The sequence below is a fragment of the Bradyrhizobium cytisi genome (assembly GCF_008123515.1).
GTDB lineage: Bacteria > Pseudomonadota > Alphaproteobacteria > Rhizobiales > Xanthobacteraceae > Bradyrhizobium > Bradyrhizobium cytisi.
Genome location: NZ_VSSR01000007.1, coordinates 1 through 25,700, shown reverse-complemented (window position 1 = coordinate 25,700; position 25,700 = coordinate 1). Strand labels below are relative to the sequence as shown.

Below are 25,700 nucleotides of genomic sequence, written 5' to 3'. Positions count from 1 at the left end.
GCGGCGTTCCGCTACCTTGAATGCGAGCGCGAATGCGTCATGCGACGACATGATTTTAGAAACGTCATGATTTTAGAAACGACATGGCTTTCGGAGGGGACAATGCAGGGATTGATGATGGACATGCCGCTGCTGATCAGTGGCCTGATCCAGTATGCTGCCGATTATCACGGCGAGGCGGAGATCGTCGCGCGCGAGATCGAAGGCGACATCCATCGCTACACCTATGCGCAGGCGCATCCGCGCATCAAGCGCATGGCACTTGCGCTCGAGCGGCTCGGCCTGCAGCAAGGCGATCGTGTCGGGACACTGGCCTGGAATACGCATCGTCATTTCGAGATGTTCTACGCGGCGCCCGGCATGGGCTATGTGCTGCACACCGTCAATCCGCGACTGTTCCCCGAACAGCTGGTCTACATCATCAACCACGCCGAAGACCGCATCCTCTTCGTCGACCGCACCACACTGCCGATTGTCGAGGCGATCGCGCCGCAGCTGAATACGGTCGAGGCATACGTGATGATGTCCTCGCGCGAACGCATGCCGGAGACGGCGCTTGCGAACATGCATTGCTATGAGGAGCTCCTGGACAAGGAGAGCGACGCCGGTTTCGCCTGGCCAGAGTTCGACGAGAAATCCGCCTCCACCATCTGCTACACGTCGGGCACGACGGGGAATCCCAAAGGCGTCATCTATTCGCACCGCGCCGCGGTCCTCCAGACCATGACGTGCTGCAACTTCGACTTCATTCCCGGGCATCTCGAAGGCGTGCGCGAGGTGATGATGCCGATGGCGCCGCTGTTTCACGGCAACGGCTGGAACATGCCGTTCACCGCGCCCTATACCGGCTCGAAGCTGGTGCTGCCCGGCCGCAATTACGAGCCCGATAAGCTCTATGAGCTGCTGGAGGGCGAGAAGGTGACGCTGTCGGCCGGCGTGCCGAGCTTCTGGCTGATCCTGCTCGACTGGCTCGGCCGCACCGGCAACACATTCACGACCCTGCGCGCGACGCTGTCATCGGGCTCGGCGCCGCCCCGCGCCATGGTCGAGAAACTCAAGCGCGACTACCACGTCGATTACATTCAGGCCTGGGGCATGACGGAAGCGCTGGGCTGCTCGATGCCGGGATTGAGGCCGGGCTCGGAGCATCTCAGCGAAGCGGAAAAATTCGATCGCCGCCAGGTCTCGGGCCGCGCCTGTTTCGGCACGACCTTGCGTATCGTCGACGACGGCGGCAGCGAGCTGCCTCGTGACGGCAAGACTGTCGGCCATCTGCGCGCCCGCGGCCCCTGGGTCGCCTCCGGCTACATGAAGCTCGACGAAGGCCTCGATCGCGACGGCTGGCTGATCACCGGCGACATGGCCGTGATCGACCAACACGGCCATGTGACGCTCACCGATCGCTCCAAGGACGTGATCAAGTCGGGCGGCGAATGGATCTCCTCGATCCAGCTCGAGGACATCGCCCTGTCCCATCCCGACGTGCTGCAGGCCGCCGTGGTCGCCATTGCACACGAAAAATGGCAGGAGCGCCCCCTGCTCCTGGTCGTCCGCAAGAAGGGCGCGACCGTCGACGGCAAGACCCTGCTCGACCACATGCGTCCCAAGATCGCGAGCTGGTGGATGCCGGATGCGGTCGAGTTCCTCGATGAATTCCCGATGACCGGCACCGGCAAGGTGCTCAAATCGGCGCTACGCGAGAAGTTCAGGGCGTACCGTGTCGGGTAGGTTTGGCCCCTCTCATTGCGCGATCATCTTCATCTTTTGGTAGATTCGGGGGCGATATATCCGTGGCATCGCGAACCCCTCATCGAGGATATTATGGCGTTTTCCGGATTGGGCCTGCATCTCGGCAATCTGTCCCTCCTATCGAATGCGCAGACGCGTTCGATCAGCCCCGAGAACTTCACCGGTGAGAAGGGCAAGGGCGGCATGTCCGTCGACGGGCCTGCGGCGTCGCAGGCCCGCGATCTCGGGCAAGGCTGGAAGGTCTCGCCCTATGTCGTGATCGAGCCCGGCGCGACATTCACGCTCGCAAACATCGAAGGCCAGGGCGCGATCCAGCAGATCTGGATGACGTTGGCGCGCGGACGTCTGCGTCATTCGATCCTGCGGGTCTACTGGGATGGTCAGGAGCAGCCGAGCGTCGAATGCCCGGCCGGCGATTTCTTCGCCTGCGGATGGGAGGAGTTTGCGCAGGTATCGTCGCTCGCCGTCTGCGTCAATCCCGGGCGTGGGTTCAACTGCTACTGGGAAATGCCGTTCCGCAAGCGCGCGCGCTTCACGATGGAGAACCGCAGCGAGGAAGCGCTGACGGTCTACTACCAGATCAACTTTGCGCTGACCGACGTGCCCGAGGACTGCGCTTATTTCCATGCGCAATTCCGCCGCACCAATCCGCTGCCCTACAAGGACGTCTACACCATCCTTGATGGCGTCAGCGGGCGCGGCCAGTATGTCGGCACCTACATGGCCTGGGGCGTCAACAATAACGGCTGGTGGGGCGAGGGCGAGATCAAGTTCTTCATAGACGGCGACGGCGAATTCCCTACCATCTGCGGCACCGGCACCGAGGATTATTTCTGCGGCGCGTATAATTTCGATCCCTACGTGGCGCATTCCGGCCGCGGCCTCGTGCAGCAATCGCGCTATCAGGAATTCACCACGCCCTATGCCGGCCTGCCGCAGGTGATCCGCCCCGACGGCATCTACAAATCGCAGCAGCGCTTCGGCATGTACCGCTGGCACATCCCCGATCCCGTTCGCTTCCAAAGCGACCTTCGCGTCACCATCCAGGCGCTGGGCTGGCGTACGGGCCTCAAGGAGGCAAAATATCTCCCGCTGCAGGACGACATCGCGTCCGTGGCGTTCTGGTACCAGACGCTGCCGGCCGCGCCGTTCCCTGAACTGGCCGGCCCGGAATATCTCGAGATCGACTAGCCCGACACCTGAGGAGGTCCAGCATGCGCTTAGTTCAACACTTCCACCGTCGCTGATCGCCCGGCGACCAGCGACATCCCGTCGGGCACTGGATCGAGCCTGATGCGCACGGGCACGCGCTGGGCGAGCCGCACCCAGCTGAAGGTCGGGTTGACGTTGGCGAGCAGGCTTGCACCTTCGGCGCGGTCGCGGTCCTCGATGCCGGCGGCGATGCTCTCGACATGGCCTGATAGTGTGACCTTCTCACCCATCAGGCGGACCTGCGCTCTGTCGCCGGTGCGGATGCGCGCGAGCTTTGTCTCTTCGAAATAGCCCTCCACATGCAGCGTATCGCTGTCGACCAGCGCCATCACGCCCTTGCCGGCCGTGACGTAAGCGCCGGGCCGCAGATCCATGTTGGTGATCACGCCGTTGACGGAAGCCCGGACCTCGCTGCGATCGAGATTGAGCTGGGCGACCGCGCGGTCGGCAACCGCTGCATCGAAGGCCGCCTTGGCCTGCAGCTGGGTCGCAAGCACCTGCTCCTGCTTCTGTTGCGAGACGGCATCGGTTGTCAACGTGCTGTAGCGCTTCAGATCGGCATTGGCCTGATCCAGCGTGGCCTGATGCCCGGCGACCGACGCATCGGCCTGCCGCAGCGCGAGCGCGAACCGTTCGCGGTCGATCTTGAACAACACGTCGCCACGATGGACCTTCTGGTTGTCCTTGACCAGAACCTCGGTGACGAAGCCGGAGACATCCGGTGCGACCTGCACGACGTCGGCCCGCACACGGCCGTCACGCGTCCACGGCGACTCCATATAATAGACCCACAGTTCGCGGCCCACGCCGAGCGCCGCCACGACCACGAAGACGGTGACCGCGAGCCGGGCAATCCAGGCGAAATTCCCCTTCATGAGAGATACTCCGAGAGATAGACGACGCCGCCGAGAAGGCAGACGAAAATCGCGAAATCGAACAGTGCGCGGTGCCAGACCAGCCGGTACAGGTCGAAGCGCTGCATCAGCCGACGCAGAAGCGCGCTCAGCACATAGGCGACGATGATCCAGAGCAAGAGCGCCGGCACGAGCACGCCGTAGATGTCGATCACATATCTCATGCCGCCACACTCGCATCCGCGCGCGGCCGATAGGCCGGTGCGTCCGGGAACAGGCCGCGCCTGATACCGACAAGGCCGATCAGCGCATCTTCGCGCGCGCTGTCATTGGGATCCTTCACCGCCTGGGCCAAAGCCAGATCGACACTGGTCAGGAGCTCGCGCGGCATTCCCCCGCCCGCATAGCTGCGGCAGGCAATGGCGAGCTGGTCGAGCATGTCGTCGATAACGGAGATGGTCGATGCCGCAAGCCCGTAGCGCGCACGGCGCAGATCGATGATATTGATGCCGATGCGGAGCTGCACGAGACTGTCAGCGTCGCGCCGGTCGCTCTCCGACAGGAAGGCGATGCGCTGCACCAGAAGCCCGAGCCGGTGCAGCATGAGGCCCGCGAACTCCGCGCGGTCGCGTTTGCCACGCCGTTCGGCGGCAACCGCGATCGTGATCCAGCTCGACAGCACCAGGCGATTGGCGATCCACTCCGCGCCCACGCCGCGCGCGATCCGCGTCACCAGCTCGGCGATCAGGACGCCGACGAAGAACGCGACGGCGGAATTGGCGTAGGAGGCGAAATCCGCGATATAGGTCGATTGCAGCGCAAGCAGCGTCGCGGTGTTGGCCGCGAGCGCCATGCCGGTGCCCGCCGTTGCCGGCCGCGCGATCAGGAAGCCATAGAGCAGGAAGGTCGGCGCCAGCGCGACGACCAGCACCTCGATATGGGAGATCGCGGGCACCAGCGCGAACAGATAGATCGCAACGACCACGATGGCGACCAGCGACCACAGGCCGAAGCTGCGGATGAAGCGCGCCGGCTCGTCCTGGGCTGCGAAGAACGAGCAGGCCACCGCCGCCATCATTGGCGCCGAGGCGCCATCGGGCCAGCCCGTGCCGATCCAGAACGCGCAGCAGATCAGGATCGCCACGGCCGCACCGGCCGCCGACCACAGCGCGAGCCCGCGATCCCTGTGGCGCACGGGCGCGGCGCCGGCTTCGGAATGGAAGGCCAGATCGAGGGTCGAGACGTTCCGGTTCCCGGCGATCGCCTTGGTCAGCTCGCGGCAGTCGCGGGAGAGATCGACGAGGTCGCGCAGTCGTGACAGCAGGCTCGTGATAATGATCCGCTCCCAGGACGCGCTGTCGTCGAGCACCGCCTGCCGCTCCGCGATCATAGCGCGGATCCGCTCGGCCGGTTGCCGCGCGCTCACGTCGCTGACGATCCATTGCGCGATATCCTCCAGCAATCGCTTCAGCTCCGGCTGCCGGCGCAGAGCCTCCTCCCCCAACGCAGCCAGCCGGTCCTCCAGTGAGGCGATCACAGGCAGCAGCATCAGCATGCGCAGCCGGATTTCGCCGAGGCCGGTCACCGCATTGCGATCGGTCAGCCGGTCATAGGCGAGGTGGGCGGAGAGGGTGTCGATTTCGACGATATCGGTCGCGAGCTTGAGGCGCTTGCCGCGGCGGGTTTCGCCGGTGCCCTCACGCAGCAGCACGACCTGACTGAGGCGGCGCGCATCCAGGAGCCAGCTGTCGACACGGCCGGCGACCGCCGGCGCGACGCTGCGGGGAAACACGATGGTCGAGACCAGGCTGGCGCAGATGATGCCGAGCGAGATTTCCTCGAGCCTTGCCACCGCGGTGTCGAAAATCGCGCCGGGCTCGGACACCGAGGGAAAGCCGATCAGCGCGACGGTATACCCCGCCAGCATGAAGACGTAGCTGCGCGGCGTGCCGTCGAGCAGCGAGAGATACAGGCACAGCCCGACCCAGAGCGCGATGGCGAGGCACAACAGTTCGGGCGCATTGATGAGGTTCGGCACCAGCGCCACCGTCATGGTCGCGCCGACCAGCGTGCCCATCACGCGGAAGAAGGCCTTTGAGCTGGTCGCGCCCGCGAGCGGCTGCGAGGTGATGTAGACGGTCGCCATCGCCCAATACGGCCGCGGCAGATCCATCGCGAGCGCAATGACCAGCGCCAGCATCGACGCGGCAAACGTCTTCAAAGCGAAAATAAGGTCCGCGTGGCGGACCAGGAACGGCTCATCTGCCCGCATGGCTATTTCGCCTCTTGGTCGCGACCGGCCGCTGCGGGTTGCGCATCCATGCCAATCGAACGGTTGATAGCCCAGGCGCGGGCCTTCCGCCAGACCGGCCTGCGTCGATCAGCTATCACAGCTCTCGATGTGCGCCGGGGGGTCCGGGAACGCATATATTTTCGTCATGTCCCCCGCTACATTGCTGCCCACCGCAGCTCGCCGACCGCTATAAGTTCTCCAGCAAGATTCCCCTGATGACCGCCCAGACCGCCCTCGACCTGATCTTCCGCAACGCCCTGTTGCGATCGTCCCCTACGCCCGTCGATATCGGCGTGAAGAGCGGACGGATCGCCGCGATCGAACCAAAACTGGCCTGCGAGGCGATCGAGATCGATATCGGGGGGCGGCTGGCTCTGCCCGGCTTCGTCGACACCCACATCCATCTCGACAAGGCCTGCCTGCTCGAGCGTTGCGGGCACATCCACGGGACGCTCGGCGATGCCATCCGCGCCGTCTCGGCGATGAAGCGGGATTTTGGCGTCGACGACGTCTATGCTCGCGGCGCAAAAGTGCTCGAGCGCGCCATCGTCCACGGCACGACGCGGATGCGCACCCATGTCGAGGTTGACCCGCGCATCGGCTTGCGCAGCTTCGAGGCGGTCAAGGCCCTCAAGCGCGATTATGCCTGGGCGATCGATCTTGCGCTCTGCGTCTTTCCGCAGGAGGGTCTGACCAACGATCCCGGAGCCGAGGATCTGCTGGTCCGGGCCTTGCGCGACGGCGCCGAAGCGATCGGCGGCTGCCCCTATACGGACACCGACCCGAACGCGCATCTCGCGCGCATCTTCGACCTCGCCGAGGAATTCGACCTCGACGTCGATCTCCATCTCGACTTCGATCTCGATCCCTCCTGGTCGCATCTCGACGAGGTCTGCCGACAGACCGAACAGCGCAACTACGGCGGTCGCGTCGCGATCGGACATGCCACAAAACTCTCGGCCTTGCCGCCGGAACGGCTGAAGGCGGCCATCGCGCAATTGGCGAAGGCCGGCGTCGCCGTCACCGTGCTACCCGCGACCGATCTCTACCTGATGGGACGCGAGGCCACCCACAACGCGCCGCGCGGCCTGACGCTCGCGCACAAGCTCGCCGGCGACGGCATCATCTGCTCGGTCGCGACCAACAACGTGCTCAATCCCTTCACGCCGTTCGGCGATGCCTCGCTGCTGCGAATGGCGAACTTTTACGCCAATGTCGCCCACGCCACCGTCGGCGACTTCGACATCTGCCTCGATCTCGTCACCGAACTGCCGGCGCGGTTGATGAACCTCACAGACTACGGGATCGCGATGGGCAAGCCCGCCGATCTCGTCGTGCTCGACACGCAGGACAGCCGCTTCGCCATCGCCGAGCTGCCGGATATCTTGATGGGGTTCAAGAGCGGGCGGCAGACTTTTGAGCGGAAGCGAGCGACGCTGCTTAAGCCGCAAGACTGAGCCACACAACGACAAATCGACCAACGGAGCAACCGGATGGCCTTCGACAAGATCTTCCTGAACGCCCGCTTCGACGGCGGGGCTCGCCATCACATCGCGGTCAAGAACGGGCGTATCGCCGCGATCATGCCGGCTGACACGCCCACCGGCGGTGCCGAGACGATCGACCTCGGCAACGCCCTCGTCGTTCCCGGCTTCGTCGAAGGCCACATCCATCTCGACACCAGCTTCTATGGCGACGCCTGGCGTCCGCACAAGCCATGCACTGATGGATTCAACGTGCATGAGCGCGTGGCTTTCCAGGCCCGGAATATGGCCGAGGCTGCGCCGATGGACGTGCGAGCGCGCAACCAGCTCGATCTCTGCATCGCCCACGGCAGCACGCAGATGCGCAGCCACGTGATGGTCGACGGCTCGGTCGGCCTGAAGTCGCTGGAGACGATCTTGCGCGTGCGCGAGGACTATCGCGGCCTGATCGACATCCAGCTCGTCGCCTTTCCCCAGAGCGGCATTTTGGCAAGCCTGGGCACGCCGCAATTGCTCGACGAAGCCATCGGCCTCGGCGCGAACCTCGTCGGTGGGCTCGATCCCGCGAGCTTCGATCGCGATGTCGAGAAGCATCTGGATGTGGTGTTTGGCGTCGCCAACAAGCACGGCATCGACGTCGACATTCACCTGCACGATATGGGCACGCTGGGCGCATTCGAGATCGAGCAGATCGCAGCGCGCACGCGTGCGCTCGGCATGGAAGGTCATGTCGCCATCAGCCACGCTTACGGGCTCGGCGATATTTCCGCAGATCAACTCAAGACAGTCGCCGACACCCTCGCCCGCTCCGGCGTCGCGATCATGACGAATGCACCCGGCGCCCGCGCCTTCCCGCCTATCCTGGCGCTGCGTAGCGCCGGGGTGACCGTGTTCAGCGGCAACGACAACATCCGCGATTCCTGGTGGCCCTATGGCGACGGCGACATGCTGCGCCGGGCGACGACGCTCGGCTATCGCTCGGGCTTCAACATCGACGAGGAATTGCGTATCGCATTCGATGTTGTCACCCAAGCCGGCGCGAAAGCGCTGCGGCTCGACGGCTACGGCCTGCGCGTCGGCGCCAAAGCCGATTTCGTCACACTGAATGCGGAACATGTTCCGGAGGCTGTGGTGGCGGTGCCGCAGGGTCGCTCCGTGTACAAGGAGGGCAAACTTGTTGCGTCGAACGGTAAAATAGTCGGAAAACGCAGCTAATCCCCCGATCGTTTCCATCCGATTTTACCGCCGATCTGGGCGGTGGCTGAGTCCGGTAGAATCCCGGTCCGTAGCCCCCACGCGTTGCGAGAAGGGTCCGGTCGTCTTACTAAGACCTTGCACTGACCATCTGCGTTTACTGAAGTCTGGATATGTTCAGCGCATTCAGCAGCATTGATTACCAGTCCCTTCGGGCCAGCACGCCCGCCGAAACCGCCGTCAAGCGGCTCAATGGCATTGGTGAGGTCCTGTCGGGCCTCGACATCTCGGCGATCCAAACGCAGGACGACACGGCTCGCGCGCTGCGGACGCTCGACACCGCCGACAAGTGCATTCGCATGATCCTGACCGAATTCAGGACCGAGCGCACCAAGGACGTCGTCGGCGAAGCCACGCGCCTCATCGACTTGATCGAGGCCGCCCGCGACGAGATCTCGGGCTATCGCGACTGCGGCAGTATCCCGAGCTAAGCGGGTGCGTTCGGCTCTAACGCTTGATCTTCGCTAGAATGCGATCCGCCTCGGTGCGCCAATCCGCGCTACGCGCAAATTCCTTCGTTCCCTTCGTGCCGAACAGGCCCTTGTCGGCGAGATCGGCCACCCAGGCCTGACGCTCGGCCGTACCCTGCGCCGACCACGGCGTCAGCCCCGCCTCGCGCACGGTCTCTGCGACCTCGCGCACCTCTTCGGCACGGCGGCGGCCGTGCTCGATCGCGCGCTGGAAGAAATAAGCGCCCTGCTTTTCCCAATCGATCGCGGGAAAGGTTTCCGTCAGCGAAGCCAGCACCGCGTCCTCGACGCCATAGGCCCGCGCGGTCGTAAAACTCTCGATGACCATGGCCTCGAGGCCCTTGATCATGATGCTGCGGCACATCTTCACGGCTGAAGATACACCGAGCTTGTCGCTCGCGACCTTCGCCGCAAAGCCGATCGTATTCAGCAGCGGCTCGAGCTCCTTCGCGCCGGGACCGCCCAGCAGCAGCGGCACCTTGATCCGATAAGGCGGCACCGAGGTCATCACGGCACCCTCGACATAGCGGCCCGCGGCGCCATCGATCAGCGCCGCCGCACGCTGCTTGGCGCCCGGCGAGGCCGAGTTGAAATCGAGGAACCAGGTGCCCTGGTTGATCGCACCCGCGCAGGCTTTTGCCACTGGCACCGCCTGGCTCGCGGTGACGGCGGAGATGATGAAATCGGATTTCGCCGTCAGCTCGGTGTGAGAGGCAGCGAGCGCCACGCCGAATTTCGTCGCGTGCTCTTTCAGCGATGCGCCCTGCTCGTCTCCGAGCTTGATGTCATAGGCGGCGACCCTGATGTCCTGTTGGCGCAAATCCTCAGCAAGAATCCTGCCGACCTCGCCGTAGCCAACCAGCCCGATCTGCCATCGCCTCGGATCCGACATCAGTTCAACCCTCGTGTCGTCGCGTCGAAGAGCTCCTCGACTGCATAGCGGCGCGGAATCAGCCCCTGCTGGAATGCGTAGTCGACGATCAGCTCCAACGGCTTTCTGTTCGCCTCGATCCCGAACGGAACGAAGTCGGGCGTCGCTGGCGATCCTACCTGCGCCTTGTTCTGCTTGAGCAGATCATAGATGCCCGCAACCACGTCGGGGCGCGATCTCGCGAGGCTCTCGGTCACGACCACGAGATGATTGACCGGCACCACGCCGCGGCGGGCAAACCATCTCGCGCCCTCAGCAGCCGGATCGGGAAATAGCGGCTTCAGCTTTGGGTCGTTCGACGTCTCGCCGAGGACAGCGTCGACCTCGCCGTCAAGCAGCATCTCCAAAACCTTCTTGTCCTTCGGCGCCCGCTCGGTGGTGTCGACATATTCGGCGACATGCGGATCCTCGAACGTCACCCAGCGGATCCTGTCGAGATTGACGCCATAGTCGTTGGCGAGGATGCCCCTGATCCAGGCTCCCGTCGTCGTCGTGAAGGAGCGGATACCGACGCGCTTGCCTTCGAGATCGGATGGCCCCAGCATCCCACGCGCGGGATTGTACAGCGCATAGGAATGCTGGAAGCGGCCCATCATGGTCGCGGGCAGCAGCACCAGCGGCTTGCCGTGCGCTTTTGCCATCAGATAGGTGACGATCGCCATCTCGCAGACGTCAAACGCCTGCTCGCGCACCATCGGCCTGAAAGCCGCGTTGGTCGGCGTGTACTCGATGAAATCGAGGTCGAACAGCTCGGAGCGGAGCTCGCCGCGCTTCATCGCCTGGACATGGGGGTGACTGCCGAGCACAGCCTTCAGCTTGAGACGGTCCATCGGTGCGCTCCGCTTCTTTTATCCCGCTTAGACGTCCTCTGGATTGTCGACGTAGACGAGCCCGGCCTTCGCCAGCGCCTCGCGCATGCTGTACATGTCGAGGCCCAGCTCGCCCGAGGCAAGGCGCTTGCGCTTGCCGCCCTCGTCGGCATTGCGCTTCTTCGCCTTCTCGGCGACCTCGGTGGCATAGCGCTTCGGCACCACCACGACGCCGTCGTCATCGGCGACGACGACGTCGCCGGGATCAACGTTGACGCCGGCGCAGACCACGGGGACGTTGACCGAGCCGAGCGTGGCCTTGACCGTGCCCTTGGCCGAGACCGCGCGCGACCATACCGGAAAACTCATCTCATGCAGCGCTTTGACGTCGCGGCAGCCGGCATCGATGATCAATCCCTGCACACCGCGTGCCTGAAGCGAAGTCGCCAGCAGCTCGCCGAACATCCCGTCGGTATTGTCGGTGGTGCAGCCGACGACGAGGATGTCGCCCTTCCTGCACTGCTCGACGGCGACATGGATCATCCAGTTGTCGCCTGGCTGCGCCAGCACGGTGACGGCGGGACCGGCGATCGACGCGCCCGCCCAGACCGGCCGCAAGTACGGTTTCATCAGGCCGATGCGACCATAGGCCTCGTGCACGGTCGAGACGCCATATTCCGCCATGCCAGCGGGATCGGCACGCTTGATGTTGCGAACGACGACCGGCTTCATGCCAGCACCTCCGCAACCGTCGGGAACAGGCGCTGATAAGACTCGCCATAGGTCATGGGAATGCCGGTGTTGCGGCTACCCTGGATGCCGCGGTTGAGCGCGACGCGCTCGTAATACCCCCACAGATGCTTTTGCGCGGCGAGGATCTGGAACGCCTCGTACTTTTCCTTCCAGACCTCGTCGATCTTCAGAAGCAGGTCCGGCTTGTAGTTGCACTGCTCGGGCTGGTGCGGTTCGAACAGAAACACCGGCGGCGCCGAATATTGGTACTGAGCGCCCGGCTTGTGACCCATGGCCTGCGCGACCACACGGGTCTCCTGCGCGAAGTGCGCCGCGTTCGGATGGTCGAAATTGTAGGGGTCTTCCAGCGCGTGCGTCAGCACGAAGCTCGGATTGAGCTCGCGGTAGATGTCGACCATGCGGTCGAAATGCGCCTCGGTCAGCTTCAGCGGATAGTCGCCGCAATCGAAGAACTCGATCTCCGCGCCGAGCAGCTTTGCCGCCCGCTCCGCCTCGTCCTTGCGGCCCGCCTTGACCGATTCCAGCGTCGCGCCCTTTTCCTTCCAGGCGAACTGGCTCTCGCCGCGCTCGCCGAAGGACATGCAGACGATCTTCATGCGATAGCCCTTCTTCGCATGCAGCGCGATGGCGCCACCGGCGCGCCAGATGAAATCGCCGGGATGGGCGGTGATCACGAGACCTGTTTTCATGGGACTACTCCCCTCTTTCGTTCGTCAACATCATAGGCTGGTTGCGTCATCCCGGCAGCAATTTCATCAGGCCGCGGCAGCCGCAGGTTCCTCGCCGTCGAGCACGCGCTTCAGGCGCTCGCGATCGAGTGCCCCTTCCCATTTGGCAATCGCGATGGTCGCCACCGCGTTCCCGATCAGATTGGTCGGCGTCAGCCCTTGCGACATCAGGCGATGGATGCCGAGCACCAGCGCGACGCTCGTCACCGGGATGGAGCCGGTGGCGGACAGCGTCGCCGCCAGCACGACAAAGGCCGCGCCCGCGATGCCCGCCGCGCCCTTGGAGGTCACGAGCAGAATCAGCAGCAGCTCGATCTGCTCGGCGAGCCCCAACGGGGTGTTGGTCGCCTGCGCCAGGAACACGGAAGCGGCGGCAAGGTAGAGACAAGTGCCGTCGAGATTGAATGAATAGCCGGTTGGGATCACGAGCCCAACCACGCTCTTCTCGCAGCCGGCTTTCTCCAGCTTGGTCAGCATCCGCGGCAGCACCGTCTCGGACGACGTCGTGGCGATGCAGATCAATAGCTCCTCCCAGATGTAGCGGATCAGCTTCAGCAGCGAGAAGCCACAGAGACGCGCCACCGGGCCGAGCGCCACGATGATGAAAATCACGCAGGTGAGATAGAACCCGCCCAGCAGCTTGCCGAGCGAGGCCAGCGAGCCGACGCCGAACTTGCCGACGGTAAAGGCGATCGCGCCAAACGCGCCGATTGGAGCTGCCCACATCACGAAGCCGACCACGGCAAACACCATCCTGGCGGAGATGTCGATCAAATTGACCAGGGGTGCGGCGCGCTCGCCGAGCTGCACCAGCGCGAAGCCGCACAGCACCGAAATGAACAGGACCTGGAGGATGTTGCCCTCGGCAAAGGCGCCGATGAACGTCGCGGGCACGATATTCATCAGGAACGGCACGAAGCCGATCACCGCCGTCTGCTTGACGTAAGGCTCAACCGCGCTGGCATTGATGCTGGCGGGATCGATGTTCATGCCGGCGCCTGGCTTGAGCACATTCACCGCGATGAGACCGATGATCAGCGCGATCGTGGTCATGACCTCGAAATAGATGATGGCCTTGACCGCGACCCGCCCGACCCGCGCCATGTCGGCCATATGCGCGATGCCATGGACGACGGTGCAGAAGATGATCGGCGCGATCAGCATCCGGATCGCCTTGATGAAGGCGTCCCCGAGCGGCTGCATCTTCGTGCCCGCCTCGGGACTGACGATCCCAAGCGCGATGCCGGCTGCCATGGCAATGAGCACCTGGATCCAGAGCTCCTTCCACCAGGCGCGGGCGCGCGGCTTGTCGACCGCCATCGCCGTCATTCGTCGAATCCAAACAGCCGCGCGGGATTATCGACCAGGATCTTCTGCTGAAGCTCCGGCTCCGGCGCGAATAGCGGGATCAGATCGACGAGGTCGCCATCATTCGGCATCACCTTGACGTTGGGATGTGGCCAGTCCGTGCCCCAGATGATGCGGTCGGGCGCCGTCTCGACGATCTTGCGCGCGAACGGCACGGCATCGGTGAATGGTGGGCCGGCGGAGGACACCCGTTCCGAGCCGCAGATCTTGACCCAGCACTTTTCGTCACGCTGCATCAGCTCGATCAAGATCTTGAACGGAAGCTGGTCGAGCCCCTCGGAGGCCTTCACCCGCCCCATATGGTCAATGGTGTAGCTCAGCGGCAGCCTTGTCAGCATGTCCGCATATTCGGGCAGGTCGATCGCATCGAAATGCAGATCGACGTGCCAGCCGAGCGCCGCGACCATCGCGATGATGCGGTTGAATACACTCTTGTCAGGGACGCCGCCGAGATGGCGGACGAAATTGAAGCGGCAGCCGCGGAAGCCGCCCTCGTGCAGAGTGCGAAGCCCGCGTTCGGTGATGGTGTCGTCGATATTGGCGACCGCGCGATAGGCGCCGTTACTCTGCGCGATGGCGTCGAGCGCCACCGTATTGTCGATGCCATGCACGCTGGCATTGACGATGACCGCGCGCTCCACACCGAGCTTGGCGTGCAGGACCTTGAAGTCCTCGAGCGGAGCATCCGGCGGCGTGTAGGAACGATCCGGCGCATAAGGATATTTCGCGCCGGGCCCGAAGATGTGGCAATGCGCATCGCAGGACAGCTTTGGCAGCCTGAACTTCGGCGTGCGCGTGTTTGGATCCGGCGGCGGAATGGTTGGCGTGTACATCATATTCATCAGCTGAACTTGAAGAGGCGGGCGGGATTGTCGACCAGCAACTTCTGCTGGATCGCCTTGCCGGGCGCGTAGAGCGGGATCAAATCGACAAGATCGCCGTCATTCGGCATCACCTTGACGTTGGGGTGCGGCCAGTCGGTGCCCCAGATGACGCGCCCGGGCGCGTTGTCGATCAGCGCCTTCGCGAACGGCACCGCGTCGTGGAACGGCTTGCCGGCGGCGGAGGCCCGCTCGAGGCCGGTGATCTTGACCCAGCACTTCTCGTCCCTCTTCTGGAGATCGAGCAGCGCAGTGAAGCCGGGATCGTCGAGACCTTTCGCGGCCTGGACCGTGCCCATGTGGTCGATCACGTAAGGCGTCGGCAGCGCGGTCAGGATCGGCGCGAATTCGGCGATCGTGCCGGGCTCGAAATAGACGTCGATGTGCCAGCCGAGCTCGGCGACCCGATGCACGATACGCTGGAACTTGGTCATGTCGCCGACGCCACCGAGGCGCTTGAGGAAGGCGAAGCGGCAGCCGCAGATGCCGCCCTTGTCGAGCGCCGCCAGCTCCTTCCCGGTCATCTCGTCGCTGACATTGGCGATGCCCTTGTAGGCGCCCTCGCTCTGCGCGATCGCATCGGTGACGACGCGATTGTCGGTGCCGTGGACCGTGGCATTGACGATCACGCAGCGCTCGACGCCGATCTTCTCGTGCACACTGCGGAACATCTCCAGCGGCGCGTCGGCGGTGTTGTAGGGACGCTTCTCCGAGAAGGGATAACGGGACGCCGGCCCGAAGATGTGGGTGTGGCTGTCGCAGGATTTCGGTGGCAGCTTGAACGACGGCGTCTTGGGATTTGGATCCGGCGGATCAATCGTCGGGATCGGCTTGGATTCGGCTTTGGGCTCGGCCCCTTGCGCACGCGCTTGGCTCGCGCGCGCGGCGCCGGCCAGTCCGGTCAAGAGATGCAAGCACTCCCGCCTGTTCATTTCCTCAAACACCCCATCACATGTCCGCTTGCGAGCGGAAGCGCTGTTACGCGCCTCCACTCGGGCGGTTTCTTTCAAGTCTTGCTGCTGACGACCGGCCGTCGCTTCGCGGGTACGGCCTGGTCGAGCGCCGGCGCCTGAAAGGCGGCGACGGTGGCCTGCACCAATTGCTCGATGGCATTGGCGGGATCGCCGCCGTCGGCCTCGCCGCGCGACAGGCGCGAGACGCGATCCGGCGTCACCAGCGAGTAATAGAGTGCGCCGAGCAGGAAGTGGCTGCGCCAGACGATGTCGGTGCGCGGAATGTGCGGCAGGCTGTCGTGGATCGCGTCGATAAAGGCGTGGCTGGTGTCGTCAAAGGTCTGCGCGATGATTTTTCGCGCGACCTCGTTGCCTTCCGCCGACATCACGGCGCGCAGCCGCGTGAAGCGCGCGCCGCCGCCGGCAAGATCGCTGCCGGATGTGAAGGCCGGCACCACATAGGCCCGCACCACCGCTTCCAGCCGGTCCTGGAGATCGCGCACGCGCTTGGCGGCGGCGAGCAGCTCCGAGCGGCGCAAATTCATCGGCCCGCAATGGCGCCGGTAGATCTCCAGCAGCAAGCCGTCCTTGGTCTTGAAATGATAGGTCACGCTGCCGGGATTGGCCCCGGCCGCCTGTGCGATGTCGCGCACCGAGACGGCGTTGAAGCCGTTGGTGGCGAACAGCTCCTCGGCCGCGGCGAGGATCGCCTCGCGCATGTTCGGCTTGCGGGCCGTTTCCTTGCTGGTGGGCTTGCGTAGCATGTGATTTGTACTATCGTACAAAAGATAAGGTCTCGTCAACAAAAACCACGGGCAACGTCCGGAAGCGGCTCGGAACACCACCGCACGGACGCGAATGCCCCAAGGAGTGCTGAATATGCTGGGGTTGAACAAGAAGGTCGGCGCCGTGATGCTCGGTGCCGGTCTGCTGCTCGCAGGCGGCTTCGCGCAAGCCGCCGACAATTATCCGAGCAAGCCGGTCCACATTCTCGTGCCCTACGCCGCCGGCGGCGCGGTCGACGTGCTGGCGCGGACGCTCGGCCAGGCACTCGCAAAAGCCTGGGGCCAGCAGCCCGTGATCGACAACCGCCCCGGCGCCGGCGGCATCGTCGCCTCGCAGGCGCTGACACAGGCCGCGCCCGATGGCTACACGCTGATCCTGGTTGCCAGCGGCCATCCGCTGAACCAGTTCATCTATCCGAGCGTGCCCTATGACACGTTCAAGGATTTTACCGCGATCAGTGAAGTCGCCTCCTCGCCGCTTGCGATCGTGGTGGCCAAGGACAGCCCCTACAAGACGCTCGGCGATCTTCTGGCCGCGGCCAGGAAGGAGCCGGACAAGCTCTCCTACGGCATGTCCGGCAACGGGACCTCGGCGCATCTCGCCGGCGAGCTTCTGAAATACATGTCCGGCACCAAGATCGTCGCGATCCCCTACAAGGGCGGGGCGCCGGCGCTGACCGCCGTGATCGCGGGCGAGATTCCGCTCAGCATCAATCCGCTCGCGGAAGCGATCGGCCAGCTCGAAGGCGGCGGCCCGGTGCGCGCGCTCGCGGTGACCACGGCCGAGCGCTCCAAGGCGCTACCTGATGTCCCGACCGTCGCCGAGTCCGGCGTCCCCGGCTACGATGTCTCGGTCTGGTGGGGCATGCTTGGACCGGCAAAAATGCCGCCGGAGATCGTCGCAAAACTCGAGACCGACCTGAAGGCGGCGCTGCAGGATCCGAATGTGCTGGCGACGCTCGGCAAGATCGGCGCGGCCCCGGTCGGCTCCTCCGCCAAGGATTTCGATGCCTACATGCATGCCGAGACGACCAAATGGGAACCGGTGCTGAAGGCTGCCGACATCCGCGCGCAGTGAGACCATTCACATGAGGACTTCTTCTGGGCACGTTGCACGCGGCGCCGTGCTCGCAATCGCAGTCGTCAGCATGTTCGGCGCGCTCGCGCACGCCGACGGGGAAGCAAAACTGCTGGCGCCGAGCGGCACGTTGCGCGTCGGCATCTATCCGGGCAGCCCGACCTCGATGGTCACAGATGCAGCCGGCAAGCCGCACGGCCTCGCCTACGATCTCGGCGGAGAGCTGGCGAACCGGCTCGGCGTTCCCATCGACTATGTCAGGTTCCAGCGTGTCGCCGACATCGTCACCGCGATCCACGACGGCCAGGTCGATTTCACCGTGACCAACGCCACCCCGGCCCGCGCCAACGAGGTCAGCTTCAGCCAGCCCGTGCTGGCGATCGAGCTCGGCTATCTCGTTCCAGTGAATTCCCCGATCGGCAAGATCGAGGATATCGACAAGCCGGGCGTGAAGATCGGCGTCACCAAGGGCTCGACCTCCGAGCGGACGTTGCCTGCAAAGTTCAAGAACGCAACCATCGTTCCTGCCGAGAGCGTCAAGATCGCCATCGCCATGTTCGGCCGCGGCGAGATCGATCTCTACGCCACCAACAAGCCGACGCTATTCGAGATGTCCGACCAGATGCCGGGCGCAAAGATCCTCGACGGCAATTGGGGCGCCGAGCACATGGCCATCGCGATCCCCAAGGGACGTGAGAGCGCGCTCCCGCTGCTCAACAGCTTCGTCGCAGAGGAGCAGTCGTCCGGCGCCTTGGATACGATCCAGCAGCAGGCGGGCTTACGCGGCGCGACGAAGGCTAATAGGGCAGGACCGCACCGCTCAATTGCGCGCGTTCGCGCAGCAGGGCTTCCGGCATCTCGTCGCGGATAGCCCGCTCAACGCTGTCCGGCTCGCTCCGCTTCCCCGTCCCATGCAACAGCATTCCGCTGATGCAACCGTCGCCGAACTGGGCTAGCTTGGGCCACTCATGACCAGACGAACCGGCAGCGCCGATCTTCCCCTCCACACCGGGCGGGTTCCGCCATGGCTGGCGAGCCGCATGGCCTCGCTCGGCGCGATTGTCACGCAGGCGGTGGTACATCATTACGGCCGCGATGCATTCCTGCAGCGGCTGTCGCATCCGTTCTGGTTCCAGTCGTTCGGCGCCGTGATGGGGATGGACTGGCACTCCTCAGGGATAACCACCTCCGTGATCGGTGCACTGAAGCGCGGGCTCGGCCCGCTTCAGGACGAGCTCGGCATCTATGTCTGCGGCGGCCGCGGCCAGCATTCGCGCAAGACACCGGACGAGCTGATGCAGCTCGGCGACCGCATCGGCTTCGACGGCGCAAAGCTCACGCGCGCCAGCCGGCTGGTGGCGAAAGTCGACAGCGCCGCCGTGCAGGACGGCTTTGATCTCTATCTCCACGGCTTCTTCGTCACAGCCGACGGCAAGTGGACCGTCGTGCAGCAGGGAATGAACGGCGACAAACGCCAGGCCCGGCGTTATCACTGGCACTCGGAAGCGCTGAAGAGTTTCGTCGAGGCCCCGCACAGCGCGATCGACGGCCCGCAGCAAGGCGAGATCGTCAATCTCACCGACCATCGCGCCGACGTCTCGCGCCATGCGCAGCTCGAGCTGCTGACCGACCTCGGCCCCGATCGCATCCTCAACGAGTTCGAGCGGCTCACCGGGACTCCGCCCGAGCCGGCGCAGGCGATGCTGCCGCATCTGATCATGCCCGCGCACCATGATGTCAGGCCGAAGGACGTGTTCGCGCGCCGCCTGCATGGCACGCTGGCAGCTGCCGCCGAGCGCGGCCCGGTCGACTTCCCCGAGCTGTTGCTGACGCCGGGTGTCGGCGCGCGCACCGTGCGGTCGCTGGCGATGGTCGCGGAAGTCGTGCACGGCGCACCCTATCGCTTCAAGGACCCGGCGCGCTTCTCGCTCGCTCATGGCGGCAAGGACCGGCATCCCTACCCCGTCCCGATCAAGGTCTATGACGAGACCATCCGCGTGCTGAAGGGCGCGATCGAGAACGCCAAGCTCGGACGCGAGGAGGAGATGCAGGCGATCAAGCGCCTCGACGACCAAGCGCGGCGGCTCGAGCGCACCGCGCAGGGGCCGTCGGTTGAGGCCTTCATCGCCGGCGAGCGCGCGGCTTCGCCTGAGCTCGATGGTCGTTCAGTATTCGGCTGGGAGCGCGACCTCGCCACACCAAAAAAACGGACCGGGTGATCGGGTCCGCAGTTGGACGGGAGGACGCTTCTCCACGTGGATCAATCGTTCGTAGGCTCCTCGTCATGTCCAAGGCGATTGGCTGCGTGATCCTGATACTGCTCGGTCTGGATGAATTTGCTATCCATGCCTCTGATGTCGGAATGCTGCGCCTTGTCGCGATTGGACAGGACCTCGTTGTCGCCGATCTTGTCCTTCGCTATATCGGCGAGGGCACCGGTACCGTCGCCCTTGCCATGCATGCCCGCTCCGAAATGCGTCTTGCTGCCACGTCCACCTGGCATCGGCTTACCCTCTTGAAATGCTCGCCCCCGAAGCTCAGTGTTTCTGCTGCTGCGGTGAAGGCTTGGGCGGCTTATGGCCGCTCTGCCCCGGATTGTTGTGCTTGTTGTGATCGCTCTCCTGGTTGAGGCCGCCGCGACTCACCGCAAACTCGCTATGCCGCGCCTCCGGTCTGGGACGATGAACCCTCGTGTCCTCCGGATTGTGGCCAATGGCCTGCTCGAGCTGGCGCCGATCGGGTGCATCGGTCTTGCGCTCGAGGATGCGGACCTGTTGTTCATGGGTTTTCTTGCCTTGCATCTCGATCTCCAATTCCTCTCACCGGCCTCTACGTGGTGAGCCACTGCGCGCGACGTCCTTGTCGATACCGCCGCCAATGGTGACATCATTCTCGACGTCGCCTTCGATCGTGTTCTCGCCCATCGCGTCTTCCAGATCGTCAGGCGAAGTACCGGCCATGTTCGTTCCCTTCGATCCACCGATCAGGGGATTTTCGCGCATGTCCTTGCTGGTTGGAGTGTACAGTTTCGGTTGCTTGCTGCTCATGGATCACCTGCCTCCTCCCTTTCCGGCGGGATCATGCCGGTGATGGGAATCATGCTCACCGCCGCCGCCCGACACCCGGCTGTGCTGCCGGTGCGGGTCGTCCGCCGGTGGTTTCTTGATCTCCAGCGGCGCCTTCGCGTTCTCGTGCGAAGCGCCGGGCCCGCCCTGACGAATGGTGTTTGGTGTCTTGGTGGATGTCGACATGGGAATGCAGCCTCCTTAGCGGTCCTGCTGGTAGCCCTGATTGGTCGTGTTCTGCTTGATGTTGCCCTGCTGACCCTGCTGGTTCGGATTCTGCACGCGCTGCTGACCGTGCGGCACATGGTCTGGGGGCGTCCGTTTGTCGTCCCCGGTTCCCTTTCGGCTTTGATTGGCATTTGGCACTGGTGGCATTTTGCTGGTCATGTCGGCCTCTTGCGAAAATGGTGCGGCGAAACTGATTTCGCGCACTGGTTTCAAAGTCGCGCCATGTCGGTGGGCGCGGAAATGTCCTTCAACGCATCCTGCGCCCATTCGTCATCAGTCCTGCTGATGTCGGCCAGCGCGACGACGCCAACCAGACGCTTTTGCCTGTTGAGCACCGGCAGGCGTCGGACCTGATGTGTCGCCATCTGTTGCGAGGCGCCTTCCACGTCGTCGTCCTCGAAGCAATAGCAAACGCCCTCCGACATCACCTCACGAACCGAGGTGTTGCCGGCTGATCGCTCCTCAGCGACCGCACGCATGACTATGTCTCTATCTGTGATCATGCCGACCAGACGATCGTTTTCGCCGACCGGAAGCGCGCCGACGTTGTCGGCCCGCATCCAACGTGCGGCTTCGCGGATGGTCATGTTGGGATCTGCAATATGCACCGACGGCGTCATGATTTCCCGAACTTGCATGATTGCACCTCTATGATCTTGCGAGCTCCATGGATAACGCGGCCGTTCTACAGAAGGTTTCGAGGCCTGGTGCGACGTTCGCTTTGGCTCCGACGAATCCTGTATCGTCGTACGCAGGTTCCGCGCTCGACCGATGGAACTGGCCGGTCTGGCGATTTCTCGAAGACCCCGGGGGTCAGTCCGCTTGCGCGAGGGAACGCTCAGGCACCATTTGCGCGGCAGCGACATGCGTTCCGCGGCCGTCTGCCGCGACAGGAAGTCGCGCAATGGCACGAAGGCCCGGACGCCTGCGCCAGCGGACCTGCGCGGGATCGACGGCCAGACCCAATTTCGGCCATCGCACGAACAGTGCCTCCAGCGCGCAAGCCGCCTCGATCCGCGCAAGCTGATGTCCGAGACAGAAATGGATTCCCGTGCCGAAGGACATGTGGCGGTTGGGCTTGCGTTCGAGATCGAGCCGCGCCGGCTGGTCGTGCACCGCCGGGTCCATGTTCGCCGCCGCGAGCATGACCATGACGCGATCGCCTTTGCTCAGGCGGACGCCTTCCAGCTCAACGTCCCGCCGCACATAGCGCGGTTTTGAAAACTGCACCGGCGAGACGAAACGCAAAAATTCCTCGACCGCGAGCCCGACGCGGCTCCAGTCCTCTTCCAGCCAGTCACGCAATCCTGGATTCCTGAGCAGTTCGTAAACCGAGCCGCTGATGAGATGCGTGGTGGTCTCCGAGCCCGCCGCGAGCAGCAGGAACACCATCGAGACCATTTCGTCCGGCGTGATCTCACCGCCCTCGCGCTCGACCTGGACCAGCTCGGCAATCAGGCCCTCGCCGCCCCGCTCGCGCGCGATCTGCAATTGCTCTTCGAGATAGAAGCGCATCTTGCGGAACGCGAGCAGCAGACGAAAGAAGCTGACGACGTTCGTCAGCGAGGACATCGCATTGGCCCAGGCAATGAAGCGCGGGCGATCGGCCATCGGCAGACCGAGCAGCTCGGAGATCACCGAGAGCGGCAGGATGCGCGCATAGCTCTGAACGAGATCGGCAGGGCTGCCGTTCGCAAACAGCTCATCGGCCAGGCCATCCGCGATGGCACGGATGCGTGGCTCCATCGCAACGATGGCGCGGCGGCGAAAGGCCTCGTCCACGATGCTGCGCAGCCGTGTGTGATCCGGCTCGTCCATCGTCAGCATGTTGTTGGCGATGGTCCTGACCAGCCCCGGCATCCACCAGCGCAAGCCGGCAACGTCGCCATCTTCCTTGCGCAGCGTGAAGATCGTGCTGTCCTTCAGCACCTGCGCGGTCGCATCGTGGGTTGTGGTGATCCAGACGTCGCCGACAAGCGGAAAGCGCGTCGCGACGACAGGGCCGGACGCCCGCAGGGCCGCGATGGCCTTGGGCGGATCGCGAAAGAAGGCCTCGCTGGTTAAATCGAGTCGCGGTGTCATGGGATCACCGAACGCATATGGGATCACCGAACATGGGATCACCGAACTGGTTGGTGGCGCGTCAACGAGATGGTGAGCGACGCCGCAGGCGCAAGGGCGGGAACCGGCTTTTTGGGCAGCGGGACTAACCACGCCCCGGCGAGCGCGGCCCGGCCTTGCGCTGCTGCTGGTTGGTATAGGCGTCCCAATGGCTCCAGCTGCCATTGCTCAGGCTTTGCACGTCAGTGCCGAGCGGACGGCGCGTGCGCTTGTCGTGGTCGGCAATGGCGCGTTCGGATTGCGCGATCTTGCGCTTGAGGTCGGCGATCGACTTCTGGGTTTGGCCATCGCGCTTCGAGGACGCGATCTCGCCCATCATGAAGCGCGCGGTTTCGAGCGCCTTCAGCTCGGCGCGGTTCTTCTTCAACTGAACCCGGTGCCAGGCGATGTTGCTGTCGCTGTCCGCAACCATGTGGGAACTCCGCTGATTCGCTCCCACAGTGTATCGCGCGCCGAATCGGCGCCGCAACGCCCGTGCGGCGGCGAAAATGCGGTCTTATTGCGCGAAACTTCCGCGTCTAGCGCTCAGCGAAGGCCTTTTCGACCACGAACTGGGCCGGCTCACCGTGGTTACCTTCGGCGAATCCGCGCTCGCCGAGCAGCATGCGGGTGTCGGCGACCAGCGCCGGGCTGCCGCAGATCATGACGCGGTCATGGGCGGCCTCAAGCCCCGGCAGGCCGATATCGGCAAACAGCTTGCCCGAGGTGATAAGATCGGTGATGCGGCCGCGGTTGCGGAAGGGATCGCGCGTCACGGTCGGGTAGTAGATAAGCTGGTTCTGGATGTACTCGCCGAGCATCTCGTCCTTCGGCAGGTGCTCGGTGATCATCTCGCCATAGGCGAGCTCCTTGACGTGGCGGCAGCCGTGCAGCAGCACGACCTTCTCGAACCGCTCGTAGGTCTCGGGATCCTTGATCACGCTAAGGAACGGCGCAAGACCCGTGCCTGTGCCGATGAGATAGAGATTGCGGCCCTCTTCGAGATTGTCGATGACAAGCGTGCCGGTCGCCTTGCGGCTGACGATGATCTCGTCGCCTTCCTTCAGGTGCTGGAGCCGCGAGGTCAGCGGGCCGTCCGCCACCTTGATCGAGAAGAATTCGAGGGTGTCCTCGTAATTGGCGCTGGCGACGCTGTAGGCCCGCAGCAGCGGCTTCTCGCCGACCTTGAGCCCGATCATGGTGAACTCGCCGTTGCGGAAACGGAAGGTCGGGCTGCGGGTGGTCTTGAAGGAGAACAGCGTGTCGGTCCAGTGATGGACGCTCAAAACGCTTTCCTGATTGAAATTGCTCATCTCACCTTCCCTGTCGCTTCCAATGCGGTTTTTCGAGGCCGGTCAGCTATGCGTCATTAATACACAATCATTCGTACACAAATGAATAATCCGACTTGATCCCGCGGTCAAGGCTGCCCAAGATCGAAAGCGTTGCAGTTAGGAATAAGGAGCCCTTCCATGGCGCATGACGCACCCCAGGCCACCGGACCCTCGAAGCTCGTGATCCGAAATATCGGCCTGATCCTGTCCGGCGCGATGGAAAAGCCGATCCTGGATGGCGACACCATCGTCGCCGAGAACGGCAAGATCACCGCGATCGGCCGTTTCAAGGACGTCAATACCGACGATGCGACCACCATCGTCGAGGCCAACGGCACCACGGTGGCGCCGGGCCTGATCGATAGCCACGTCCACCCCGTCGCGGGCGACTGGACGCCGCGGCAGAACCAGATCGGCTGGATCGACAGCAACCTGCACGGCGGCGTCACCACGATGATTTCCGCCGGCGAGGTTCACATGCCCGGTCGCCCGCGCGACGTCGTCGGGTTGAAGGCGATGGCGATCTTCGCCCAGCGCGCATTCTGGAATCTGCGGCCCGGCGGCGTGAAGGTTCACGCCGGTGCCCCCGTGATCGAATGCGAGATGGTCGAGGAGGATTTCAAGGAGCTGGCCGCGGCCGGCGTCAAGCTGCTCGGCGAAGTTGGCCTTGGCGGCGTCAAGGACGGTCCGACCGCGCGAAAGATGGTTGGCTGGGCCCGCAAATACGGCATCCAGAGCACCATCCACACCGGCGGCCCCTCGATCCCCGGCTCCGGCCTGATCGACAAGGACGTGGTGCTGGAGGCCGACACCGACGTGGTCGGCCATATCAACGGCGGCCACACCGCGCTCCCCGACGATCAGATCCGCTGCATCTGTGAAGGCTGCAAGCGCGGCCTCGAGCTCGTGCACAACGGCAACGAGCGCTCGGCGCTATTCACGCTGCGCATTGCGCGCGAGATGGGCGATCTGCATCGCGTCATCCTCGGCACCGACGCGCCGGCCGGCTCCGGCGTGCAGCCGCTCGGCATTCTGCGCATGGTCTCGATGCTGTCCTCGCTCGGCGATCTGCCGGCCGAGATCGCGTTTTGCCTGGCCACCGGCAACACCGCGCGGATGCGGCAGCTCGATTGCGGCCTGATCGAGGTCGGCCGCTCCGCCGATTTCGTCATCATGGACAAGGCGCAGCACTCGCCCGGCAAGACCATTCTGGAGAGCGTCCAGCTCGGCGACCTCCCCGGCATCGGCATGACCATCATCGATGGCATCGTGCGCACGCAACGTAGCCGCAATACGCCGCCGGCGGGGAGAGTGCCGGAGGTGGTGGCGAAGTAGGCTGGCGAGACGGTGCAGTAGGGTGGGCAAAGCGAA

The 25,700-nt window shown here is 64.2% G+C and carries 29 protein-coding genes; 9 read left to right on the top strand and 20 right to left on the bottom strand.

The window, feature by feature from the left end; genetic code table 11:
- Positions 1-102: 102 nt before the first annotated feature.
- Entirely contained in the window at positions 103-1,728 is a 1,626-nt protein-coding gene (locus FXB38_RS03515) for a long-chain fatty acid--CoA ligase (RefSeq protein ID WP_148749385.1), read from the top strand.
- 93 nt (positions 1,729-1,821) lie between these two features.
- The gene (locus FXB38_RS03510; RefSeq protein ID WP_148749384.1) at positions 1,822-2,940 is read left to right on the top strand and encodes a glycoside hydrolase family 172 protein; all 1,119 of its coding nucleotides are present in this window, start codon (positions 1,822-1,824) and stop codon (positions 2,938-2,940) included.
- 29 nt (positions 2,941-2,969) lie between these two features.
- Here the strand turns inward: FXB38_RS03510 and FXB38_RS03505 are convergent, their stop codons facing one another.
- The 3 genes from FXB38_RS03505 to FXB38_RS03495 are packed head-to-tail and all read right to left on the bottom strand — an operon-like array spanning position 2,970 to position 6,087.
- Positions 2,970-3,836, bottom strand: a complete 867-nt coding sequence (locus FXB38_RS03505) for an efflux RND transporter periplasmic adaptor subunit (RefSeq protein WP_148749383.1) — start codon at positions 3,834-3,836, stop codon at positions 2,970-2,972.
- Positions 3,833-4,039, bottom strand: a complete 207-nt coding sequence (locus FXB38_RS03500; protein WP_148749382.1) for a DUF1656 domain-containing protein — start codon at positions 4,037-4,039, stop codon at positions 3,833-3,835. The genes FXB38_RS03505 and FXB38_RS03500 overlap by 4 nt, the downstream gene beginning before the upstream one ends.
- On the bottom strand, positions 4,036-6,087 hold the full coding sequence (locus FXB38_RS03495; protein WP_148749381.1) for an FUSC family protein: 2,052 nt from the start codon (positions 6,085-6,087) through the stop codon (positions 4,036-4,038). Before FXB38_RS03495 ends, FXB38_RS03500 begins: the two co-directional genes overlap by 4 nt.
- A 236-nt stretch (positions 6,088-6,323) precedes the next feature.
- Between FXB38_RS03495 and FXB38_RS03490 the strand changes: the two genes are divergently transcribed.
- From FXB38_RS03490 to FXB38_RS03480, 3 genes are all read left to right on the top strand, one after another.
- Positions 6,324-7,565 (top strand): amidohydrolase family protein, encoded by a 1,242-nt coding sequence (locus FXB38_RS03490; RefSeq protein WP_148749380.1) that lies wholly within the window; start codon positions 6,324-6,326, stop codon positions 7,563-7,565.
- A gap of 36 nt (positions 7,566-7,601) precedes the next feature.
- Entirely contained in the window at positions 7,602-8,807 is a 1,206-nt protein-coding gene (locus FXB38_RS03485) for an amidohydrolase family protein (protein ID WP_148749379.1), read from the top strand.
- A gap of 152 nt (positions 8,808-8,959) precedes the next feature.
- On the top strand, positions 8,960-9,277 hold the full coding sequence (locus FXB38_RS03480) for a hypothetical protein (protein WP_148749378.1): 318 nt from the start codon (positions 8,960-8,962) through the stop codon (positions 9,275-9,277).
- Positions 9,278-9,293: 16 nt separating this feature from the next.
- Here the strand turns inward: FXB38_RS03480 and FXB38_RS03475 are convergent, their stop codons facing one another.
- From FXB38_RS03475 to FXB38_RS03440, 8 genes are all read right to left on the bottom strand, one after another.
- Positions 9,294-10,211 (bottom strand): DUF1932 domain-containing protein, encoded by a 918-nt coding sequence (locus tag FXB38_RS03475; protein ID WP_187434645.1) that lies wholly within the window; start codon positions 10,209-10,211, stop codon positions 9,294-9,296.
- On the bottom strand, positions 10,208-11,077 hold the full coding sequence (locus FXB38_RS03470; RefSeq protein WP_148749376.1) for a substrate-binding domain-containing protein: 870 nt from the start codon (positions 11,075-11,077) through the stop codon (positions 10,208-10,210). The genes FXB38_RS03475 and FXB38_RS03470 overlap by 4 nt, the downstream gene beginning before the upstream one ends.
- Positions 11,078-11,104: 27 nt before the next feature.
- Complete coding sequence (locus FXB38_RS03465) at positions 11,105-11,788, bottom strand: 4-carboxy-4-hydroxy-2-oxoadipate aldolase/oxaloacetate decarboxylase (RefSeq protein WP_148749375.1); 684 nt, start codon at positions 11,786-11,788, stop codon at positions 11,105-11,107.
- Positions 11,785-12,498, bottom strand: coding sequence for a PIG-L deacetylase family protein (locus FXB38_RS03460; RefSeq protein WP_148749374.1), 714 nt, complete (start codon positions 12,496-12,498; stop codon positions 11,785-11,787). The genes FXB38_RS03465 and FXB38_RS03460 overlap by 4 nt, the downstream gene beginning before the upstream one ends.
- Before the next feature lie 66 nt (positions 12,499-12,564).
- Entirely contained in the window at positions 12,565-13,866 is a 1,302-nt protein-coding gene (dctA, locus tag FXB38_RS03455; RefSeq protein ID WP_148749373.1) for a C4-dicarboxylate transporter DctA, read from the bottom strand.
- Positions 13,863-14,747: an amidohydrolase family protein gene (locus FXB38_RS03450; RefSeq protein ID WP_148749372.1), complete on the bottom strand. Its 885-nt coding sequence runs from the start codon at positions 14,745-14,747 to the stop codon at positions 13,863-13,865. The genes dctA and FXB38_RS03450 overlap by 4 nt, the downstream gene beginning before the upstream one ends.
- Complete coding sequence (locus FXB38_RS03445; RefSeq protein ID WP_148749371.1) at positions 14,747-15,718, bottom strand: amidohydrolase family protein; 972 nt, start codon at positions 15,716-15,718, stop codon at positions 14,747-14,749. Before FXB38_RS03445 ends, FXB38_RS03450 begins: the two co-directional genes overlap by 1 nt.
- A 74-nt stretch (positions 15,719-15,792) precedes the next feature.
- A complete protein-coding gene (locus tag FXB38_RS03440) occupies positions 15,793-16,503 on the bottom strand; it encodes a TetR/AcrR family transcriptional regulator (protein ID WP_148749370.1) in 711 nt (236 codons plus the stop codon).
- A 115-nt stretch (positions 16,504-16,618) separates the two neighbouring features.
- On the opposite strand from FXB38_RS03440, the gene FXB38_RS03435 reads away from it, so the two are divergent.
- From FXB38_RS03435 to FXB38_RS03425, 3 genes are all read left to right on the top strand, one after another.
- Positions 16,619-17,602 (top strand): tripartite tricarboxylate transporter substrate binding protein, encoded by a 984-nt coding sequence (locus FXB38_RS03435; RefSeq protein ID WP_148749369.1) that lies wholly within the window; start codon positions 16,619-16,621, stop codon positions 17,600-17,602.
- A 10-nt stretch (positions 17,603-17,612) separates the two neighbouring features.
- A complete protein-coding gene (locus tag FXB38_RS03430; protein ID WP_246229640.1) occupies positions 17,613-18,473 on the top strand; it encodes an ABC transporter substrate-binding protein in 861 nt (286 codons plus the stop codon).
- Between the two features lie 97 nt (positions 18,474-18,570).
- Positions 18,571-19,821 (top strand): DUF763 domain-containing protein, encoded by a 1,251-nt coding sequence (locus tag FXB38_RS03425; RefSeq protein WP_148749368.1) that lies wholly within the window; start codon positions 18,571-18,573, stop codon positions 19,819-19,821.
- Between the two features lie 41 nt (positions 19,822-19,862).
- On the opposite strand, the gene FXB38_RS03420 is transcribed toward FXB38_RS03425, so the two are convergent.
- From FXB38_RS03420 to FXB38_RS03380, 9 genes are all read right to left on the bottom strand, one after another.
- Positions 19,863-20,105, bottom strand: a complete 243-nt coding sequence (locus FXB38_RS03420) for a hypothetical protein (protein ID WP_148749367.1) — start codon at positions 20,103-20,105, stop codon at positions 19,863-19,865.
- 34 nt (positions 20,106-20,139) lie between these two features.
- Positions 20,140-20,415, bottom strand: a complete 276-nt coding sequence (locus FXB38_RS03415; protein WP_246229638.1) for a hypothetical protein — start codon at positions 20,413-20,415, stop codon at positions 20,140-20,142.
- Between the two features lie 6 nt (positions 20,416-20,421).
- Entirely contained in the window at positions 20,422-20,649 is a 228-nt protein-coding gene (locus FXB38_RS03410; protein WP_148749366.1) for a hypothetical protein, read from the bottom strand.
- A gap of 3 nt (positions 20,650-20,652) precedes the next feature.
- Complete coding sequence (locus FXB38_RS03405; protein WP_148749365.1) at positions 20,653-20,853, bottom strand: hypothetical protein; 201 nt, start codon at positions 20,851-20,853, stop codon at positions 20,653-20,655.
- Between the two features lie 15 nt (positions 20,854-20,868).
- Positions 20,869-21,054 (bottom strand): hypothetical protein, encoded by a 186-nt coding sequence (locus tag FXB38_RS03400; protein WP_148749364.1) that lies wholly within the window; start codon positions 21,052-21,054, stop codon positions 20,869-20,871.
- 50 nt (positions 21,055-21,104) lie between these two features.
- Positions 21,105-21,515, bottom strand: a complete 411-nt coding sequence (locus FXB38_RS03395) for a CBS domain-containing protein (RefSeq protein WP_246229636.1) — start codon at positions 21,513-21,515, stop codon at positions 21,105-21,107.
- Between the two features lie 193 nt (positions 21,516-21,708).
- Positions 21,709-22,977 carry a cytochrome P450 gene (locus FXB38_RS03390; protein WP_148749362.1) on the bottom strand — a complete coding sequence of 423 codons (1,269 nt, stop codon included), beginning with the start codon at positions 22,975-22,977 and terminating at the stop codon, positions 21,709-21,711.
- A 124-nt stretch (positions 22,978-23,101) separates the two neighbouring features.
- Entirely contained in the window at positions 23,102-23,428 is a 327-nt protein-coding gene (locus FXB38_RS03385; RefSeq protein WP_148749361.1) for a hypothetical protein, read from the bottom strand.
- A gap of 106 nt (positions 23,429-23,534) precedes the next feature.
- Positions 23,535-24,308 carry a ferredoxin--NADP reductase gene (locus FXB38_RS03380; protein WP_148749360.1) on the bottom strand — a complete coding sequence of 258 codons (774 nt, stop codon included), beginning with the start codon at positions 24,306-24,308 and terminating at the stop codon, positions 23,535-23,537.
- A 159-nt stretch (positions 24,309-24,467) separates the two neighbouring features.
- On the opposite strand from FXB38_RS03380, the gene FXB38_RS03375 reads away from it, so the two are divergent.
- Positions 24,468-25,664 carry an amidohydrolase family protein gene (locus FXB38_RS03375; protein ID WP_148749359.1) on the top strand — a complete coding sequence of 399 codons (1,197 nt, stop codon included), beginning with the start codon at positions 24,468-24,470 and terminating at the stop codon, positions 25,662-25,664.
- Positions 25,665-25,700: the final 36 nt, after the last annotated feature.

Bases quoted from the DNA above. Each gene is read 5' to 3' on its own strand.
- FXB38_RS03515 (WP_148749385.1), top strand. From the start codon at position 103: ATGCAGGGATTGATGATGGACATGCCGCTGCTGATCAGTGGCCTGATC.
- FXB38_RS03510 (WP_148749384.1), top strand. From the start codon at position 1,822: ATGGCGTTTTCCGGATTGGGCCTGCATCTCGGCAATCTGTCCCTCCTA.
- FXB38_RS03505 (WP_148749383.1), bottom strand. From the start codon at position 3,836: ATGAAGGGGAATTTCGCCTGGATTGCCCGGCTCGCGGTCACCGTCTTC.
- FXB38_RS03500 (WP_148749382.1), bottom strand. From the start codon at position 4,039: ATGAGATATGTGATCGACATCTACGGCGTGCTCGTGCCGGCGCTCTTG.
- FXB38_RS03495 (WP_148749381.1), bottom strand. From the start codon at position 6,087: ATGCGGGCAGATGAGCCGTTCCTGGTCCGCCACGCGGACCTTATTTTC.
- FXB38_RS03490 (WP_148749380.1), top strand. From the start codon at position 6,324: ATGACCGCCCAGACCGCCCTCGACCTGATCTTCCGCAACGCCCTGTTG.
- FXB38_RS03485 (WP_148749379.1), top strand. From the start codon at position 7,602: ATGGCCTTCGACAAGATCTTCCTGAACGCCCGCTTCGACGGCGGGGCT.
- FXB38_RS03480 (WP_148749378.1), top strand. From the start codon at position 8,960: ATGTTCAGCGCATTCAGCAGCATTGATTACCAGTCCCTTCGGGCCAGC.
- FXB38_RS03470 (WP_148749376.1), bottom strand. From the start codon at position 11,077: ATGGACCGTCTCAAGCTGAAGGCTGTGCTCGGCAGTCACCCCCATGTC.
- FXB38_RS03465 (WP_148749375.1), bottom strand. From the start codon at position 11,788: ATGAAGCCGGTCGTCGTTCGCAACATCAAGCGTGCCGATCCCGCTGGC.
- FXB38_RS03460 (WP_148749374.1), bottom strand. From the start codon at position 12,498: ATGAAAACAGGTCTCGTGATCACCGCCCATCCCGGCGATTTCATCTGG.
- dctA (WP_148749373.1), bottom strand. From the start codon at position 13,866: ATGACGGCGATGGCGGTCGACAAGCCGCGCGCCCGCGCCTGGTGGAAG.
- FXB38_RS03450 (WP_148749372.1), bottom strand. From the start codon at position 14,747: ATGAATATGATGTACACGCCAACCATTCCGCCGCCGGATCCAAACACG.
- FXB38_RS03445 (WP_148749371.1), bottom strand. From the start codon at position 15,718: ATGAACAGGCGGGAGTGCTTGCATCTCTTGACCGGACTGGCCGGCGCC.
- FXB38_RS03440 (WP_148749370.1), bottom strand. From the start codon at position 16,503: ATGCTACGCAAGCCCACCAGCAAGGAAACGGCCCGCAAGCCGAACATG.
- FXB38_RS03435 (WP_148749369.1), top strand. From the start codon at position 16,619: ATGCTGGGGTTGAACAAGAAGGTCGGCGCCGTGATGCTCGGTGCCGGT.
- FXB38_RS03430 (WP_246229640.1), top strand. From the start codon at position 17,613: ATGAGGACTTCTTCTGGGCACGTTGCACGCGGCGCCGTGCTCGCAATC.
- FXB38_RS03425 (WP_148749368.1), top strand. From the start codon at position 18,571: ATGACCAGACGAACCGGCAGCGCCGATCTTCCCCTCCACACCGGGCGG.
- FXB38_RS03420 (WP_148749367.1), bottom strand. From the start codon at position 20,105: ATGCCAGGTGGACGTGGCAGCAAGACGCATTTCGGAGCGGGCATGCAT.
- FXB38_RS03410 (WP_148749366.1), bottom strand. From the start codon at position 20,649: ATGAGCAGCAAGCAACCGAAACTGTACACTCCAACCAGCAAGGACATG.
- FXB38_RS03405 (WP_148749365.1), bottom strand. From the start codon at position 20,853: ATGTCGACATCCACCAAGACACCAAACACCATTCGTCAGGGCGGGCCC.
- FXB38_RS03400 (WP_148749364.1), bottom strand. From the start codon at position 21,054: ATGACCAGCAAAATGCCACCAGTGCCAAATGCCAATCAAAGCCGAAAG.
- FXB38_RS03395 (WP_246229636.1), bottom strand. From the start codon at position 21,515: ATGACGCCGTCGGTGCATATTGCAGATCCCAACATGACCATCCGCGAA.
- FXB38_RS03390 (WP_148749362.1), bottom strand. From the start codon at position 22,977: ATGACACCGCGACTCGATTTAACCAGCGAGGCCTTCTTTCGCGATCCG.
- FXB38_RS03385 (WP_148749361.1), bottom strand. From the start codon at position 23,428: ATGGTTGCGGACAGCGACAGCAACATCGCCTGGCACCGGGTTCAGTTG.
- FXB38_RS03380 (WP_148749360.1), bottom strand. From the start codon at position 24,308: ATGAGCAATTTCAATCAGGAAAGCGTTTTGAGCGTCCATCACTGGACC.
- FXB38_RS03375 (WP_148749359.1), top strand. From the start codon at position 24,468: ATGGCGCATGACGCACCCCAGGCCACCGGACCCTCGAAGCTCGTGATC.